The sequence below is a fragment of the Tropicimonas sp. TH_r6 genome (assembly GCF_033101155.1).
Classification (GTDB): domain Bacteria; phylum Pseudomonadota; class Alphaproteobacteria; order Rhodobacterales; family Rhodobacteraceae; genus Tropicimonas.
In genome coordinates, this window is sequence record NZ_JAWMPX010000036.1 from 1 (window position 1) to 15,762 (window position 15,762).

At 62.6% G+C, this 15,762-nt stretch carries 20 protein-coding genes; 19 read left to right on the plus strand and 1 reads right to left on the minus strand.

The window, feature by feature from the left end; all coding sequences use genetic code 11:
- The first annotated feature begins 424 nt into the window (after positions 1–424).
- Positions 425–1,276: a DMT family transporter gene (locus tag R3X27_RS22610; protein ID WP_317711175.1), complete on the plus strand. Its 852-nt coding sequence runs from the start codon at positions 425–427 to the stop codon at positions 1,274–1,276.
- Positions 1,277–1,509: 233 nt separating this feature from the next.
- On the opposite strand, the gene R3X27_RS22615 is transcribed toward R3X27_RS22610, so the two are convergent.
- On the minus strand, positions 1,510–1,935 hold the full coding sequence (locus R3X27_RS22615; RefSeq protein WP_317711176.1) for a c-type cytochrome: 426 nt from the start codon (positions 1,933–1,935) through the stop codon (positions 1,510–1,512).
- 304 nt (positions 1,936–2,239) lie between these two features.
- Here R3X27_RS22615 and R3X27_RS22620 point away from each other — a divergent pair, with 304 nt between their 5' ends.
- The 18 genes from R3X27_RS22620 (at position 2,240) to nuoK (ending at position 15,756) form a co-directional block, all read left to right on the plus strand.
- Positions 2,240–2,605, plus strand: coding sequence for an NADH-quinone oxidoreductase subunit A (locus R3X27_RS22620; RefSeq protein WP_317711177.1), 366 nt, complete (start codon positions 2,240–2,242; stop codon positions 2,603–2,605).
- Entirely contained in the window at positions 2,596–3,129 is a 534-nt protein-coding gene (locus tag R3X27_RS22625) for an NADH-quinone oxidoreductase subunit B family protein (RefSeq protein ID WP_317711178.1), read from the plus strand. Before R3X27_RS22620 ends, R3X27_RS22625 begins: the two co-directional genes overlap by 10 nt.
- A gap of 37 nt (positions 3,130–3,166) precedes the next feature.
- Entirely contained in the window at positions 3,167–3,775 is a 609-nt protein-coding gene (locus R3X27_RS22630; RefSeq protein WP_317711179.1) for an NADH-quinone oxidoreductase subunit C, read from the plus strand.
- Positions 3,772–4,209: a thioesterase family protein gene (locus tag R3X27_RS22635; RefSeq protein WP_317711180.1), complete on the plus strand. Its 438-nt coding sequence runs from the start codon at positions 3,772–3,774 to the stop codon at positions 4,207–4,209. The genes R3X27_RS22630 and R3X27_RS22635 overlap by 4 nt, the downstream gene beginning before the upstream one ends.
- Complete coding sequence (locus tag R3X27_RS22640; RefSeq protein ID WP_317711181.1) at positions 4,206–5,432, plus strand: NADH-quinone oxidoreductase subunit D; 1,227 nt, start codon at positions 4,206–4,208, stop codon at positions 5,430–5,432. Before R3X27_RS22635 ends, R3X27_RS22640 begins: the two co-directional genes overlap by 4 nt.
- Before the next feature lie 84 nt (positions 5,433–5,516).
- Positions 5,517–6,647 carry an NADH-quinone oxidoreductase subunit E gene (locus R3X27_RS22645; protein WP_317711182.1) on the plus strand — a complete coding sequence of 377 codons (1,131 nt, stop codon included), beginning with the start codon at positions 5,517–5,519 and terminating at the stop codon, positions 6,645–6,647.
- A 16-nt stretch (positions 6,648–6,663) separates the two neighbouring features.
- On the plus strand, positions 6,664–6,894 hold the full coding sequence (locus tag R3X27_RS22650) for a DUF5337 domain-containing protein (protein ID WP_317711183.1): 231 nt from the start codon (positions 6,664–6,666) through the stop codon (positions 6,892–6,894).
- An 11-nt stretch (positions 6,895–6,905) separates the two neighbouring features.
- Positions 6,906–8,186, plus strand: coding sequence for an NADH-quinone oxidoreductase subunit NuoF (gene nuoF, locus R3X27_RS22655; protein WP_317711184.1), 1,281 nt, complete (start codon positions 6,906–6,908; stop codon positions 8,184–8,186).
- A gap of 252 nt (positions 8,187–8,438) precedes the next feature.
- Positions 8,439–8,882 carry a DUF5333 family protein gene (locus tag R3X27_RS22660; RefSeq protein WP_317711185.1) on the plus strand — a complete coding sequence of 148 codons (444 nt, stop codon included), beginning with the start codon at positions 8,439–8,441 and terminating at the stop codon, positions 8,880–8,882.
- A 159-nt stretch (positions 8,883–9,041) separates the two neighbouring features.
- Complete coding sequence (locus R3X27_RS22665) at positions 9,042–9,818, plus strand: SDR family oxidoreductase (RefSeq protein WP_317711186.1); 777 nt, start codon at positions 9,042–9,044, stop codon at positions 9,816–9,818.
- Between the two features lie 129 nt (positions 9,819–9,947).
- Complete coding sequence (locus R3X27_RS22670; protein WP_317711187.1) at positions 9,948–10,166, plus strand: hypothetical protein; 219 nt, start codon at positions 9,948–9,950, stop codon at positions 10,164–10,166.
- Positions 10,167–10,325: 159 nt separating this feature from the next.
- The gene (nuoG, locus tag R3X27_RS22675; protein WP_317711188.1) at positions 10,326–12,344 is read left to right on the plus strand and encodes an NADH-quinone oxidoreductase subunit NuoG; all 2,019 of its coding nucleotides are present in this window, start codon (positions 10,326–10,328) and stop codon (positions 12,342–12,344) included.
- Between the two features lie 26 nt (positions 12,345–12,370).
- Positions 12,371–12,751: a hypothetical protein gene (locus R3X27_RS22680; RefSeq protein ID WP_317711189.1), complete on the plus strand. Its 381-nt coding sequence runs from the start codon at positions 12,371–12,373 to the stop codon at positions 12,749–12,751.
- Positions 12,752–12,766: 15 nt separating this feature from the next.
- Complete coding sequence (nuoH, locus tag R3X27_RS22685; protein WP_317711190.1) at positions 12,767–13,825, plus strand: NADH-quinone oxidoreductase subunit NuoH; 1,059 nt, start codon at positions 12,767–12,769, stop codon at positions 13,823–13,825.
- Between the two features lie 10 nt (positions 13,826–13,835).
- Entirely contained in the window at positions 13,836–14,327 is a 492-nt protein-coding gene (gene nuoI, locus R3X27_RS22690) for an NADH-quinone oxidoreductase subunit NuoI (RefSeq protein WP_317711217.1), read from the plus strand.
- On the plus strand, positions 14,324–14,728 hold the full coding sequence (locus R3X27_RS22695; RefSeq protein ID WP_317711191.1) for a carboxymuconolactone decarboxylase family protein: 405 nt from the start codon (positions 14,324–14,326) through the stop codon (positions 14,726–14,728). The genes nuoI and R3X27_RS22695 overlap by 4 nt, the downstream gene beginning before the upstream one ends.
- Position 14,729: 1 nt before the next feature.
- Positions 14,730–15,350: an NADH-quinone oxidoreductase subunit J gene (locus R3X27_RS22700; RefSeq protein ID WP_317711192.1), complete on the plus strand. Its 621-nt coding sequence runs from the start codon at positions 14,730–14,732 to the stop codon at positions 15,348–15,350.
- A 100-nt stretch (positions 15,351–15,450) separates the two neighbouring features.
- Positions 15,451–15,756: an NADH-quinone oxidoreductase subunit NuoK gene (gene nuoK, locus R3X27_RS22705; RefSeq protein ID WP_317711193.1), complete on the plus strand. Its 306-nt coding sequence runs from the start codon at positions 15,451–15,453 to the stop codon at positions 15,754–15,756.
- Positions 15,757–15,762: the final 6 nt, after the last annotated feature.

Here is a 15,762-nt window from a genome sequence, read left to right on the forward strand (position 1 = left end):
GCAATGCCGCCCTCCGCTGCTGCCGGCCCGAAACCTCGTTGTGGTGAAAGCGCCAAGACGATGCAAAGCCCGCCTCCTGCGATCAGCGGATGGTGGCAGATATCTCGCGATACAGTGATCGCGCTGGCGAAGAACGCCTGTAGAGGCGTTTTTGGAAAAGTGGCCATTCCCGGCGTCCGAAACGAGCGAGTCGATCCGTAGAAGCAAACTGCCGAGGTTTGCGTAATTAACGTCATGCTTTTTCTGCGTCGCCTATTCCCGGGGACTCAGATAGGGTCGCCGGGTTGGCCTCGGGCTTCCGGTCCGGGCAGACACCTCTTTGCGCGGAGATGACATTCCGCGACACCGAATGCGAGACATCGCCTTGCCCTCAGATTCCACCTCTCTGCCGACGCCGCGCAGGCAACCAAGCGCGTCAAACAACATGCGTGGGCTGCTGCTCATGGGGCTGGGGTTTTTGCTGTTCTCGACCGCCGACACCCAGGCAAAGCTGCTGACGGACTCGTTCCACCCGGTCCAGATCGCGTGGTCGCGCCAGCTTGGGTTGCTCTCGGGCGTGGTGATTGCGCTGGCTGTGCGCGGGCCGTCGATCTTCCACACCCGCCATCCCGCGCTGCAGATCGCACGCGGGTTGCTGGCGGTGATTTCTGCGACCTGCTTCATCTTTGCGGTCAAGTTCGTGCCGTTGGCGGATGCCGTGGCGGTCAGTTTCGTCGCGCCATTCATGGTGACGGCGATGGGCGCGTTGTTGCTGGGCGAGCGCGTCGGTCCAAGGCGCTGGAGCGCTGTTATCGTCGGGTTTCTCGGCACCCTGATCGTGATCCGGCCGGGGATGGGCGTCATGCACCCGGCGGTTCTGTTGGTTCTTGTCGCAGCGACGGCCTTTGCGGCGCGGCAGGTGGTGTCGCGACTGTTGGCCTCGAGCGACCGGACCGTCACCACCGTCGCCTATACGGCGCTGGCCAGTGTGCTGGCGCTCTCCCTTCCGTTGCCCTTTTTGTGGACGACGCCGGCAACAGAGATCCAATGGGCGCTGCTGTTCGGCATGGCCGCGTTCGCGGCTGTGGGAGAGTTGTTGATCATCAAGTCGTTGGAGATTGCACAGGCATCGGTGCTGGCGCCGATGCACTACAGTTTGATCATCTGGGGCACGTTCTGGGGCTGGCTGATCTTCGGCCAGCTGCCGGATCTATGGACTTGGATTGGCGCCATCATCATCGTCGCCACCGGTCTCTACCTCATCCATCGCGAGCGGATGCTGGCCGCAGGGGAGTGAGGTCTCACACAGTCGAACGGTGGAGACGAGCGCTTCATGCCCGGTGCTGCACGCTGAACGACCTGATTGAACGCCGACTCTGTCGTCGTCCGGGTGATTTGCTCGGATGACGGTATGCTACGCAAGACGGACTGAGCCAGGAACTTCCACACCCTTAACCGTCAGCCAGCAGGACGAGCGTCCAGCAAACCGGCCAGGGCGCTATGGGCGGGGCCAATATGCGGACGGTCCGGTTATTCCTGGACAGACTCAAGATAGCGAACCAGCGCGAGAATGCGGCCCATCGCCACCAATTCTGCGGCTTCAGGTGTTGCCCAAGGTGGGTCGTCCCGTCTGACGGCCGACACAAACCGGTCCCCCCAAATTGGCATGTCGCCACCATGGGCCCGGATGGCGTCTCGTCCGTCGATCACGAGCGTTGTGTTCCGATACGGAAACTCACCGCCTCCGGTGCGTTCCGTTATCGTGGTGAGGTCGGGCGTTTCGATCGAGAGGATCCCAGCGATCGGACCGGTTCCCTTTGCACTTTCGCCGTGGCACCCGGCGCAGGCGATCATATACTCCTGCTTGCCGCGCTCGACGCCATTTTCTGCCGCCATGGCCAAACCCGGAATAATGGCTAGGCAAAAACTGACGGCGCAGGTTACACGATTCAGCATATCAGCCTCCATGAGTTGACGTATCGTAATTCTACCGATTTCGCCTGATTTCGTCTCTGTGCTGGATCAACTCTCCGCCGCGGAAACGACTGTCGGTTGGGCGCTCTGAGGAATGCGTGGAGCGCAGCGGCAGGCGTCTGTTCCAGCATGGCGCCCAAAGCCGCCGCCGCTTCCGACCGGGACAGAACGCCGCTTCCTTGCGACACGCCGTCGGTTGACCCCATCCCCCCCCGCGCGTAAACCGCGAACTAGCCCGAGACCACCTGCGTGCTATCATGTGCCGTGGGCAGACAAGGAGCCAGACGTGGACGGACTTCTCAGAGAATATCTTCCGATTCTCATTTTCCTCGCCATCGCGATCGTGATGGGACTTGGCATGGTCATCGCCGCATGGATCGTCGCGCCGAGCGACCCCTATCCGGAAAAATCCTCTGCCTATGAATGTGGCTTCAACGCCATGGACGATGCACGGATGAAGTTCGATATCCGCTTCTATCTCGTCTCGATCCTCTTCATCATCTTCGACCTCGAAGTCGCCTTCCTTTTCCCCTGGGCGGTTTCCTTCGGCGAGATCTCCATGGCCGCCTTCTGGTCCATGATGGTCTTCCTCGCCGTGCTCACGGTCGGTTTCGCCTATGAATGGAAGAAGGGAGCGCTCGAATGGGAGTGATGACCGGACCCAACACCGCCGGCGCCGACAAGGAGCAGACGGTTGCCCAGATGAACAAGGACCTCAACGACAAGGGGTTCCTCGTCACCTCAACCGCCGACATCATCAACTGGGGCCGCACAGGGTCGCTGCACTGGATGACCTTCGGCCTCGCCTGCTGCGCCATCGAGATGATCCACGTCTCGATGCCGCGCTATGACCTCGAGCGTTTCGGCACGGCGCCGCGGGCCTCCCCGCGCCAGTCGGACCTGATGATCGTCGCCGGCACGCTGACCAACAAGATGGCGCCCGCGCTGCGCAAGGTCTATGACCAGATGCCCGAGCCGCGTTGGGTGATCTCCATGGGCTCCTGTGCCAATGGCGGCGGTTATTACCATTACAGCTATTCGGTGGTGCGCGGCGTCGACCGCATCGTGCCCGTGGATGTCTACATCCCCGGCTGCCCGCCGACTGCCGAGGCGCTGCTCTACGGCACGCTGCAGTTGCAACGCAAGATCCGCCGTGTCGGCACGATCAAACGCTGATCGGCCTTGCGCCGCTTGAAGGAAGGATGACAGCGCGATGAGCGATGCACTTCGATCCCTTGGCGAATATATCGCCGAACGCCGTCCCGACTGCGTTACCAAATGGTGGATCACCAATGGCGATCTGACCGTCGAGGTGCCGCCCGCGGCGCTGATCGGCTTCGTCGAATTCCTGCGCGCCGACGCGACCTGCCAGTTCACGCAGAATGTCGACATCACGGCGATCGACTACCCGGATCGCGAGAAGCGCTTCTGCGTGGTCTATCATTTCCTGTCGATGAAGCTGAACCAGCGCGTCTGTGTTCAGGCAAGCGTGCGCGAAGATGAGAGCATCGCCTCGCTGACTGGCATCTTCCCCTCGGCCAACTGGTATGAGCGCGAAGTATTCGACATGTTCGGCGTGGTTTTCTCCGGCCATCCGGACCTGCGTCGGATCCTGACCGATTATGGCTTCCGCGGTCATCCGCTGCGCAAGGACTTCCCGACCTCGGGCTATGTCGAGCTGCGCTATGACGAAGAGCAGAAACGCGTGGTCTACGAGCCGGTGAAGCTGGTGCACGAGTATCGGCAATATGATTACCTTTCGCCCTGGGAAGGCGCGAAATACATCCTGCCCGGCGACGAGAAGGCGGAAGAGGCCAAGTGAAGCCGGGCCTGGCCATAGGCGACCGGGCGGTCTTTACCCGCAAGGTACGGCCCGAGGAGGTCGTTTGCCGGCTGTTTCCGGATGCACGGATCATGGACGACATGCCGGCAGTCTTTGCCTCGGCAATGATGATCGGCATGATGGAATGGGCCTGTGTCGAGCAGGTCGCGCCCTATTACGAAGAGGGCGAGGGCTCGCTTGGGATCGGTTTCGATCTCAACCATGTCGCGCCCACACCGCCGGGGCTGGAGGTGACGGTCGAGACGGAGGTCGTGGAGATCGACGGCCGTTTCATCACCTTCCGGGTCCGTGGCCATGACGGGCAGGACATGATCGGGGAGGGCACGCATAAGCGCGCCGTGACCCGTTGGGAGAAATTCAACGCCAAGGTGGCCGCGAAGGCCGCGACGGCGCAAGAGAGGGTCGAGAGTTGATGGACGGTTCCAAAGGCTTCGAAGACGTTCGCACCGGCGAACAGATGATCCGCAACTTCAACCTCAACGTGGGGCCGCAGCACCCGGCGACTCACGGTGTGTTGCGTCTGGTCACCGAGCTTGACGGCGAGATCGTCGAGCGGGCGGATCCGCATATCGGCCTGTTGCATCGCGGCACCGAGAAGCTGATGGAGACCCGCACCTATCTCCAGAACGCGCCCTATATGGACCGGCTCGACTATTCCGCGCCGATGAACCAGGAGCACAGCTATTGTCTGGCCATCGAGAAGATGACCGGCATCGTGGCGCCGCGCCGCGGCCAGCTTCTGCGCGTGCTGATGGCCGAGCTTTCCCGCATCGGCAACCACGTGATGAATGTCACCACGGCCGCGATGGATGTCGGCGCGTTGACACCGCCGCTCTGGGGCTTCGAGCTGGGCCGTGAGGAGGTCTATACCTTCTTCGAGCGGGCCTCCGGCGCCCGGATGCATTGCAATTACTTCCGCCCCGGTGGTGTCCACCAGGACGTGCCGCCCGCCTTGCTCGACGATATCGAGGCCTGGGTGCCGAAATTCCTCAAGGTGCTGGACGATCTCGACGAGCTGCTGACCGAGAACCGGATCTTCAAGCAACGCACCGTCGATATCTGCATCGTCTCGGAACAGGACGTCTATGATTGGGCGATGACCGGCCCGATGGCCCGCTCCGCCGGCCTCGCCTGGGACCTGCGCCGCACCCAACCCTATGACCTCTATGACGAGTTCGATTTCCAGATCCCCATCGGCAAGAATGGCGACTGCTACGATCGCTACCTGCTGCGGATGGAGGAGATGCGCCAGTCGGTCTCCATCGTTCTGCAGGCGATCGCGAAACTGCGCGCGCCGGACGGGCAGGGGGATGTGCTCGCCCGTGGCAAGCTGACCCCGCCGCTGCGCTCGGACATGAAGACCTCGATGGAAGCGCTGATTCACCACTTCAAGCTCTATTCCGAGGGCTTCAAGGTTCCGGCCGGCGAGATCTACTGCGCCACCGAGGCGCCGAAGGGCGAGATCGCCGTCTACATCGTCTCCGATGGCAGCAACAAACCCTACCGGCTGCGCCTGCGCACCCCCGGTTTCGCGCATCTGCAGACCACCGGTTACTACTGCAAGGGCCATCAGCTCGCCGATATCCCGGCGGTGATCGGCACACTCGACATCGTGTTCGGAGAGATCGACCGCTAAGGGTCCGCCCGCAGCTCTCTCCGACAAGACCACTCCCGCCGACGGCCACCGGGCCCCGGCTTCCAGATTGAAGGACCGCGCGTAATGCTCCGCCGTCTCCACCCTGAACAGCCCGAAGGCTTCGCCTTCACGCCCGCCAACCAGGAATGGGCCGAAGCGCAGGTCACGAAATATCCAGAGGGCCGGCAGGCCTCCGCGATCATCCCGCTGCTCTGGCGCGCCCAGGAGCAGGAGGGTTGGCTCTCCCGCCCGGCCATCGAGACCGTGGCCGACATGCTCGGCATGGCCTATATCCGGGCGCTGGAAGTGGCGACATTCTACTTCATGTTCCAGCTCCAACCCGTTGGAAAGCTTGCCCATGTGCAGGTTTGCGGCACCACCTCCTGCCTGATCTGCGGCGCCGAGGCGCTGATCAATGTCTGCAAGGAGAAGATCGCCGAGAAGCCGCATGCGCTCTCCGCGGATGGCAATTTCAGCTGGGAAGAGGTCGAATGCCTCGGCGCTTGCGCCAATGCGCCGATGATCCAGATTGGCAAGGATTTCTACGAGGACCTGACCCCGGAGAAGCTTGCCGAGATCCTCGACGCTCTGGCCGCCGGCCAGGTGCCGGTGCCGGGTCCGCAGAACGGCCGCTACGGCGCCGAGCCGCTGGGCGGCGTGACCGCGCTGACCGAGGGCAACGAGAATGCCGCGCAATATAACCCGTCGGTCGAGCTGGCCGTAACCATCGGCGACACGATCAAGCGCATCGACGGCACCGAGGTTCCGATCCTGAAACCCTGGACCGATCAGGGCGGCCGCATGGTCGGCGCCGCGCCGGCCCCGAAAGCCACGCCTGCGCCGAAGCCGAAGCCGAAGCCGCAGCCTGAGCCGGTCGCCGAGGCGGCAGCGGAGCCGGCTCCTGCGCCCGCGCCGGTATCGCCCGCCGAAGAGATCAACCCCGGCACACGCCCGCAATGGCTGGACGGGCCGCGCGACGGCAAGGCAGACGACCTGAAGAAGATCAAGGGCGTTGGGCCGAAACTGGAGCAGGTCTGCAACTTCCTCGGCTTCTACCATTTCGACCAGATCGCCAACTGGACTGCGGACGAGATCGCCTGGGTCGACCAGAATCTAGAAGGCTTCAAGGGCCGCGTGACGCGCGACGAATGGGTCGCGCAGGCGAAGATCCTTGCTGAGGGCGGCGAGACCGAGTTCTCGGCCAAGAAGAAGTGAGCGGATGGTGCCGGCGATGACCCAGGGCAGTGATCAGGACCGGGCCTTTGCCCGACAGGGCCGCGTCGTGGCCGTGGTGATCGCGCTTGGCGGTTTGCTGGCGATCTTTGCGCCGGTGCTTGTGAGCCTCACGGGCTTGCCGGCGCGTTACGAAATATTGTTCTACCTGGCCTCGCTGGCAGCCTTCGTCTGGGCGCTGGTCGTGGCCATCCGGATGTGGCGTACCCGCTCCGGCGACGAGGGATGAGAGGATAAGAGATGCTGCAGGACAAGGACAGGATCTTCACCAATATCTACGGTCTGAAAGACCGCACGCTCGCCGGCGCCCGCGCACGCGGTCACTGGGACGGAACGGGCGATCTGGTCAAGAAGGGCCGGGACTGGATCGTGGACGAGATGAAGGCCTCCGGCCTGCGCGGTCGCGGCGGGGCAGGGTTCCCGACCGGTCTCAAGTGGTCCTTCATGCCGAAGGAAAGCGACGGACGACCGTCCTATCTGGTTGTCAATGCTGATGAATCCGAGCCCGGCACCTGCAAGGACCGCGAGATCCTGCGCAACGATCCGCACACCCTGATCGAAGGCTGCCTTCTGGCGAGCTTCGCCATGGGCGCGCATGAGAGCTACATCTATATCCGTGGCGAGTTCATCCGCGAGCGCGAGGCGCTACAGGCCGCGATCGACGAGGCCTATGATGCGGGCCTTCTGGGCAAGAACGCCGCCGGCTCGGGCTGGGATTTCGATCTCTTCGTCGCCCATGGCGCCGGCGCCTATATCTGCGGCGAGGAAACCGCCCTGCTGGAGAGCCTCGAAGGCAAGAAGGGCATGCCGCGCATGAAGCCGCCGTTTCCGGCGGGCGCGGGCCTCTATGGCTGCCCGACCACGGTGAACAATGTCGAATCCATCGCCGTTGTCCCGACCGTGCTGCGCCGTGGCGGCGAGTGGTTCGCGGGCTTCGGTCGGCCGAACAACACCGGCACCAAGCTCTTCGCCATCTCCGGCCATGTGAACACGCCCTGTGTCGTCGAAGAGAGCATGTCGATCCCCTTCGAGGAGCTGATCGAGAAGCATTGCGGCGGCATTCGCGGCGGCTGGGACAATCTCAAGGCCGTCATCCCGGGCGGCTCCTCCGTGCCGCTGCTGCCGGGCGATATCGCCCGCGAGGCGATCATGGATTTCGACTGGCTCAAGGAGCAGCGCTCCGGTCTCGGCACAGCCGCCGTGATCGTGATGGACCAGTCCACCGATATCGTGAAGGCGATCTGGCGGCTCTCCAAGTTCTACAAGCATGAGAGCTGCGGCCAGTGCACGCCTTGCCGCGAGGGCACGGGCTGGATGATGCGGGTCATGGACCGGCTGGTGCGGGGCGAGGCGGAGATCGAAGAGATCGACATGCTGATGGATGTCACCAAGCAGGTCGAGGGCCACACGATCTGTGCACTTGGCGACGCTGCAGCCTGGCCGATCCAGGGCCTGATCCGGCATTTCCGCGACGAGATCGAATACCGGATCGAGAACAAGTCCAGCATCGCCGCCGAGTAATGCTTGGCGGCTCCTCGGCCAATACCGGCTTATGTCCCCATTGTGGCCATCGGAACCCTCCGGGTTTCGGGGGCATGCGCTGTTCGGACTGCGGCGAGTGGTTTTCTGGCGATGAGATGTATGATCGGACCCCGAGATCCGTTCTGAGATTTGCCCGCGTTTTCGTGTTCGTCCTGATTGCAGGATTTCTGGCCTTTGGGCTCTGGATTGTCTATTTTTTCCTACCGGGATCGTTTTGAGGGAGGCTTTCAAGTGAAATGCAATCATTTTGTCGGAGCTCTGGCCGTTTCGGTCGGACTGGCTGCTCCAGTTCCTGCCAGCGAGCTTCGCCCGGCACCGGGGTATTTCGTCGATGCGATGGTCTCGATCACCACGGCGGAGAATATCGCCACGGCCTGTCCGAATCTGAGTTTCGACGCGGTTGCGGCATCGGACGTCACGGCAGAGGTGATGGAACAGCTCGGCGCGGACGGGTTCGACGCCAAGAATCTCGAAGGGTCCATGGCGGATCCGGCGGACGCTGTGCGCGCCAGGCAGGCCGCCTTCCGGGAAAACCACAAGCTGGCAAAAGATGAGACGGATTTTATCCGCATTTGCATGGCCGGGTTTGCCGAGATCAAGGAAAAGACGCAGGTTGGAGCCTTCTTGGTCGAAATCACCGGCGATGGCGCGGTGGATCCGACCAAGTCGCAATAGGCCGGTAAGCTGCAGGCATTGCAGACTATTTTTTGCGGCTCGTTCCGGTTTGGAGGCGGGCCGCGATTGCATTTTGTGCGAGCGAGGCAGAAAGTGCCGGCGGGGACATCCCCGGTTCGTGGATGCCTCTCGGGACGGTTTCACGAAAAGGATGAGAGCATGGACCTGAATCTTGCTGGCAAGACTGCGCTGATCACCGGAAGCTCGGATGGAATCGGCCTCGCCGTGGCCAAGGGGCTGGCGGCAGAGGGCGTTCGGGTACTGATCAACGGGCGCCACACAGAAAAGGTTGAGGCGGCGATTGCCGATATCGGCGACGCGGCGGCGCCGGCCGTGGGCGATGTGGCCTCTGTCGAGGGGCTGGATGCGGTGCTGGGCGCGGTGGAGGCGGCTGGCGGGGTCGATATCCTGATCAACAACGCCGGGACCGGGTCCAATGAAACGATCATGGAAGCGCCGGACGAGAAATGGCAACAGTATTGGGACCTGCACGTGATGGCGGCGGTTCGTCTGGCGCGCGGTGTGGTCCCTTACATGGAGGCGCGCGGCGGCGGCGTGGTGCTCAACAATGCATCGATCTGTGCCGTCCAGCCGCTCTGGTACGAGCCGATCTACAATGTCACGAAGGCCGCGCTGATGATGTTCTCGCGCACGTTGGCGACCGAGCTCGTGGGGCGCAATATCCGTGTGAACTGCATCAATCCGGGCCTGGTGCAGACGCCGGACTGGGTCAACACCGCCAAGGAGCTGACCCGGGACACCGGCGGCGACTGGCAGGGATACCTACAGGGCGTGGCCGATGAATATGCGCCGATCAAGCGTTTCTCTTCGCCCGAGGAACTGGCGGATTTCTTCGTTTTCCTGTGTTCGGATCGGGCGAGCTACTCCATTGGCTCGACCTATTTCGTGGATGGGGGCATGAAGCTCACGGTGTAAGCCCGACTGCTGTGCCTCGGGGCTGACCGCCGGGGCACGGCTCAAAACGCCGATCCTGGGGGCACGCCTCGCCGATTGTACAATCAAGGCTGCGTGAGAAAGCGAGGACCCGCCCGTCGTGCTCAGGAATTGGGCGAAATTCTGCTGGAATGCGGCGATCCACCGGATATCCGTGCTACGTTATTGAAAAACAATGCCCGTGCCCCCCACCTTGAAAGCAAGGGCGCACCCTCCCGCGCCCTCAGTTACGAGGAAACGCGCATGTTCAAATCGCTCTCAATCGCCGCGGCCGTGCTGGTCGCCTTCACGCTTCTTGTCACTGCCACGCAGGGGCTTGCGCTGCCGTAACGGCGCCGCCTGCGGCCACCTGCGCCAAAACGCGGCGAAATCGCGGATTGGCCTTCGCGCGGGAAGCCGCTAGAGAGGGGTCCGAAACGGGATCCCGGAGTGCGCTTACCCCTCCGGTCTTGAATGGGAGAAATCCCGCGAAGGAGCTGGAGGCAGCGCATGAGTGATCTACGCACCATCATCATCGACGGCATCGAAGTGGAATGTGATCCCGCGATGACCCTGATCCAGGCTTGCGAACAGGCCGGTATCGAGGTCCCGCGCTTCTGTTATCACGAGCGCCTGTCGATCGCCGGCAATTGCCGGATGTGCCTGGTGGAAGTGGTCGGCGGTCCTCCGAAACCCGCAGCCTCCTGCGCCATGCAAGTCAGGGATCTGCGCCCCGGCCGCAATGGCGAGGCGCCCGAGGTCAAGACCAACTCCCCCATGGTCAAGAAGGCCCGCGAAGGGGTGATGGAGTTCCTGCTCATCAACCACCCGCTCGACTGCCCGATCTGTGATCAGGGCGGCGAATGCGATCTTCAGGATCAGGCCGTGGCTTACGGCGTCGATTTCTCGCGCTTCCGCGAGCCCAAGCGCGCCACCGAGGATCTCGATCTCGGCCCGCTGGTCGAGACCCACATGACCCGCTGCATCTCCTGCACCCGCTGCGTGCGCTTCACCAGCGAAGTCGCCGGCATCACCCAGATGGGCCAGACCGGCCGGGGCGAAGATGCGGAGATCACCTCCTACCTGAACCAGACGCTCGATTCGAACATGCAGGGCAATATCATCGACCTTTGCCCGGTTGGCGCGCTGGTCTCCAAGCCCTACGCCTTCACTGCCCGTCCCTGGGAGCTCACCAAGACCGAGACCATCGACGTGATGGACGCGCTTGGCGCAAATATCCGGGTCGACACCAAGGGCCGCGAAGTGATGCGGATCATGCCGCGCAACAATGATGCGATCAACGAGGAATGGCTGGGCGACAAGTCCCGCTTTGTCTGGGACGGGCTGCGGCGCCAGCGTCTCGACCGCCCCTATGTTCGCGTCGATGGCAAGCTCAAGCCCGCGAGCTGGGGCGAGGCACTCAAGGCCGCCGGCCAGGCGATGAAGGGCAAGAAACTGGCCGGTCTCGTCGGTGATCTGGCATCTGTCGAATCCGCTTTCGCTCTGAAGACGCTGATCGAAGGGCAGGGCGGCAAGGTCGAATGCCGGGTGGACAATACCCGCCTGCCGATCGGCAACCGTGCCGGCTATGTCGGCAACGCGGCGATCGAGGATATCGACACCGCCGAGATGATCCTGCTGATCGGCACCGACCCGCGCAACGAAGCGCCGGTGCTCAACGCGCGAATCCGCAAGGCCTGGCTGGCTGGCGCCAAGGTGGCGTTGATCGGCCCGAAGGTCGATCTGACATATGACTACGTCCATCTCGGCACGGATCGTGCGGCGCTGGAGAAGCTCGCGGCGATGGATCATTCCGACAAGCACGGCGTGCCGGGTGTGATGATCGTCGGTCAGGGGGCGCTCCGAGAAGCCGATGGCGAGGCCGTGCTGGCCACCGCGCAGGCCATGGCCGCCGCCGCCGAGTCGAAATTCATGGTGCTGCACACAGCCGCCGCCCGCGTGGGCGCGATGGATGTGGGCGCTGTCACCGAGGGCGGGCTCGATGCCGCCATCGAGGGCGCGGAGGTGATCTTCAATCTCGGCGCTGACGAGGTCGATATCGACGAAGGTCCGTTCGTCATCTACCAGGGGTCCAATGGAGACCGCGGCGCACATCGCGCCGACGTGATTCTTCCCGGTGCTGCCTGGGTCGAGGAATCGGGCCTTTTCGTGAATACTGAAGGCCGGGTGCAGATGGCGATGCGTGCCAGCTTCCCGCCGGGGGAGGCCAAGGAGAACTGGGCCATCCTGCGGGCGCTCTCCGCCGAGCTGGACGCGACTCAGCCCTGGGACAACCTTGGCCAACTCCGCGCCACGCTGACAACAGAATTCCCTCACCTGGCCGCGCTGGACGCGTTGCCGGAGAACGAGGGCGCGCCGCTGGAGCTGCGCGATCTCGGCAAGGCCGATTTCCGCCTCTATATCGGCGATCATTACCTGACCAACCCGATTGCCCGCGCCTCGCAGCTCATGGCCGAGCTTTCGGCCCAGGCACGGGCGCGCACCGCCTCTCCGCTGGCCGCGGAGTAGGGCCTGTGAGGCTCGGGAGAGGAGTTGTGGCGGCTTTGCTCGCCACGCTCGGGGCTTGCAGCGAGGGGGAGGAGGTCGCGCGCGAGGACCTTCCTTTCGAGCCTGTCTACAGGGGAATCGATACACGTCTGCTCGATGGCGATCTCGTTGGCTTCATCGTCGAGATGGAAGGCGCGCGCGACGCAGAGGACGTTGAAGATTATGCCCGTTGCGCTGCGGCGCAATACACATTGATACGCGGATATGGCTTTGCGCGACATGTCCGCACAAGAGTGGCACAAGAGTCTGGCGTTTGGCGCGCGGATGCGGTTTACACGGTCTCGCCAGCGCTCCCGCAAGGTTTGCAGACGATCGACGCGACTGTTGCTGTCGAAGATTGCGCCGCGCGGGGCATACCTACGGTCTGAGGAAGATGAGGCAAAATGGCTGACTTTCTGGCAGGATTTCTGCAAACCAACCTTGGAATCGTCGTGCTGATTGCAGCGCAATGTCTCCTGTTCACCATCATCCTCTTCGTGGCGCTTGCGTTCCTGATGTATGCCGACCGCAAGGTCTGGGCCGCCGTGCAGCAGCGCAAGGGGCCGAACGTTGTGGGTGTCTTCGGCCTGCTCCAGTCCTTCGCCGACTTCGTAAAATACATCGCGAAGGAAATTGTCGTCCCGGCCGGCGCGGACAAGTTCGTCTATTTCATGGCACCGATGCTGAGCTTCGTGCTCGCACTCATCGCCTGGATCGTGGTGCCCTTCAACGACGGCTGGGAAATCGCCTCGCTGAACGTGGCGATCCTCTACGTCTTCGGCATGTCGAGCCTGGAAGTGTATGGCGTCATCATGGGCGGCTGGGCGTCTAACTCGAAATACCCCTTCCTCGGTGCGCTTCGCTCGGCCGCACAGATGATCTCCTACGAGGTCTCCATCGGCCTGATCATCATCGGTGTCATCATCTCCACCGGCTCGATGAACCTCACCGACATCGTGCGGGCCCAGGAAGGCAGCTTCGGCTTCTTCAACTGGTACTGGCTGCCGCACCTGCCGATGGTCTTCCTCTTCTTCATCTCGGCGCTGGCCGAGACCAACCGCCCGCCCTTCGACCTTCCCGAGGCCGAGTCCGAGCTGGTTGCCGGCTATCAGGTGGAATACTCCTCGACGCCCTTCCTGCTCTACATGATGGGCGAGCTGATCGCGATCGTGCTGATGTGCGCGCTGGTCACGCTGCTCTTCTTCGGCGGCTGGCTGTCGCCGATCCCGGGCCTGCCGGACGGCGTCATGTGGATGATCCTGAAGATGTCCTTCTTCTTCTTCATCTTCGCCATGGTGAAGGCCATCGTGCCGCGCTACCGTTACGACCAGCTGATGCGCATTGGCTGGAAGGTCTTCCTGCCCTTCTCGCTGGGCTGGGTCGTCTTCATCGCCTTCATGGCCAAATTTGAAATCCTGGGCCAGTTCTGGGCTCGCTGGGCAATGCTCGGAATGGGAGGCTGATCCGATGGGTATGAATATCGACTGGACCCGTGCCACCAAGTATTTCCTCATGATGGACATATGGAAGGGCTTTCAGCTCGGCTTCAAATACATCATGGCGCCGAAGGCGACGCTGAATTACCCGCATGAAAAAGGCCCGCTCTCCCCGCGTTTTCGCGGCGAGCACGCGCTGCGCCGCTATCCGAGCGGGGAAGAGCGCTGCATTGCTTGCAAGCTCTGCGAGGCGATCTGCCCAGCCCAGGCCATCGTGATCGATGCCGAACCCCGCGAGGACGGCTCCCGCCGCACCACGCGCTACGATATCGACATGACGAAATGCATCTATTGCGGTTTCTGCCAGGAAGCCTGCCCGGTCGATGCCATCGTCGAGGGGCCGAATTTCGAATTCACCACAGAGACCCGCGAAGAGCTTTACTACGACAAGGAAAAGCTGCTGGAGAACGGCGATCGCTGGGAAGCCGAAATTGCCCGCAACATCGAACTGGATGCGCCGTACAGATGAGTGATTTCTCCAAACTCTTCCAGACCATGATCGAGCAGTCTCAGGACATGGCCAAGGCCATGAACCCGGCGCTGGAGCAGTTCCAGTTCCCGGATCTCGCCGCGATGATGCCGACCATGCCGAAAGAGGCGATGGATGCCGCCTTCGGCAAGACCTTCAATCCCGGCGGTCTCGACGCCAAGACGCGTCTTTTCGTGACGCTGGGCGGGCTGGTCGCGCAAGGGTCCCAACTCGAGCCGCAGATCAAGCTGACTGTCCGCCATGCTCTTGCGGCCGGTGCGACGCCACAGGAAATCGCCGAAGTGATCGGCCAGATGTCCGTTTTCGGGGGCGTGCCCGCGATGACGAAGGCGATGGAACTGGCGCAGGCCGTCATCGCCGAGACCGAGGAAGGAAAGTAACGTGACCCCCGTCGATTTCGTCTTCTACCTCTTCTCCTTCTGCCTGCTGACAGGCGGCGTCTTTACGGTGATCTCCAGGCAACCGGTCCATTCGGTACTCTGGATGATCCTCTCCTTCCTCTCCGGCGCGGGCCTCATGGTGCTGCTCGGCGCGGAATTTGTCGCCATGTTGCTGATCATCGTCTATGTCGGCGCGGTCATGGTGCTCTTCCTCTTCGTTGTCATGATGCTCGACGTCGATTTTGCCGAGCTCCGGGCCGAAATGGCCAAGCAACTGCCGCTGGCCCTCGTGATCGGCCTCGTCCTGATCATGCAACTGGCCATGGCCTTCGGGTCCTGGGAGTTGGGCGGCGGCGTCGAGATCCTGGACAGCCCGATGGGCACGCCCGAAGGGGCAGGGGCTCACAACACGGCCGCGCTCGGCCTGCTGCTCTATGACAAGTATTTCCTGCTCTTCCAGCTCTCCGGCCTGATCCTGCTCGTCGCCATGGTCGGGGCCATCGTGCTCACCATGCGCCACCGCAAGGACGTCAAGCGTCAGGACATCCTGGAGCAGATGTATCGCGATCCGGCCAAGACACTGGACCTGGTCGATCTCAAACCGGGCGAGGGGCTGAAGTAACCCGCCTGCGGGCGGCTCGTTCGGGCCGCCTTTCGAACGAAGCGCTTTCGGGCGCAACGCACCGCCCGAAGGGGCGCAAGAAGGATCGAGGGACCGCAGAATGGTTCAACTGGAACATTACCTGGCTGTCGCGGCGGCGCTGTTCGTCATCGGCATTTTCGGCATCTTCCTGAACCGGAAGAACGTCATCGTCATCCTGATGTCGATCGAACTCGTGCTGCTCTCGGTCAATATCAACTTCGTCGCCTTCTCCGCCTATCTGGGCGATCTGACGGGACAGGTCTTCACCCTGTTCATCCTGACCGTGGCCGCCGCCGAAGCGGCGATCGGCCTCGCCATCCTCGTCTGCTTCTTCCGCAACCGCGGCACGATCGCGGTCGAAGATGTCTCGAACATGAAGGGCTAAGGGCAC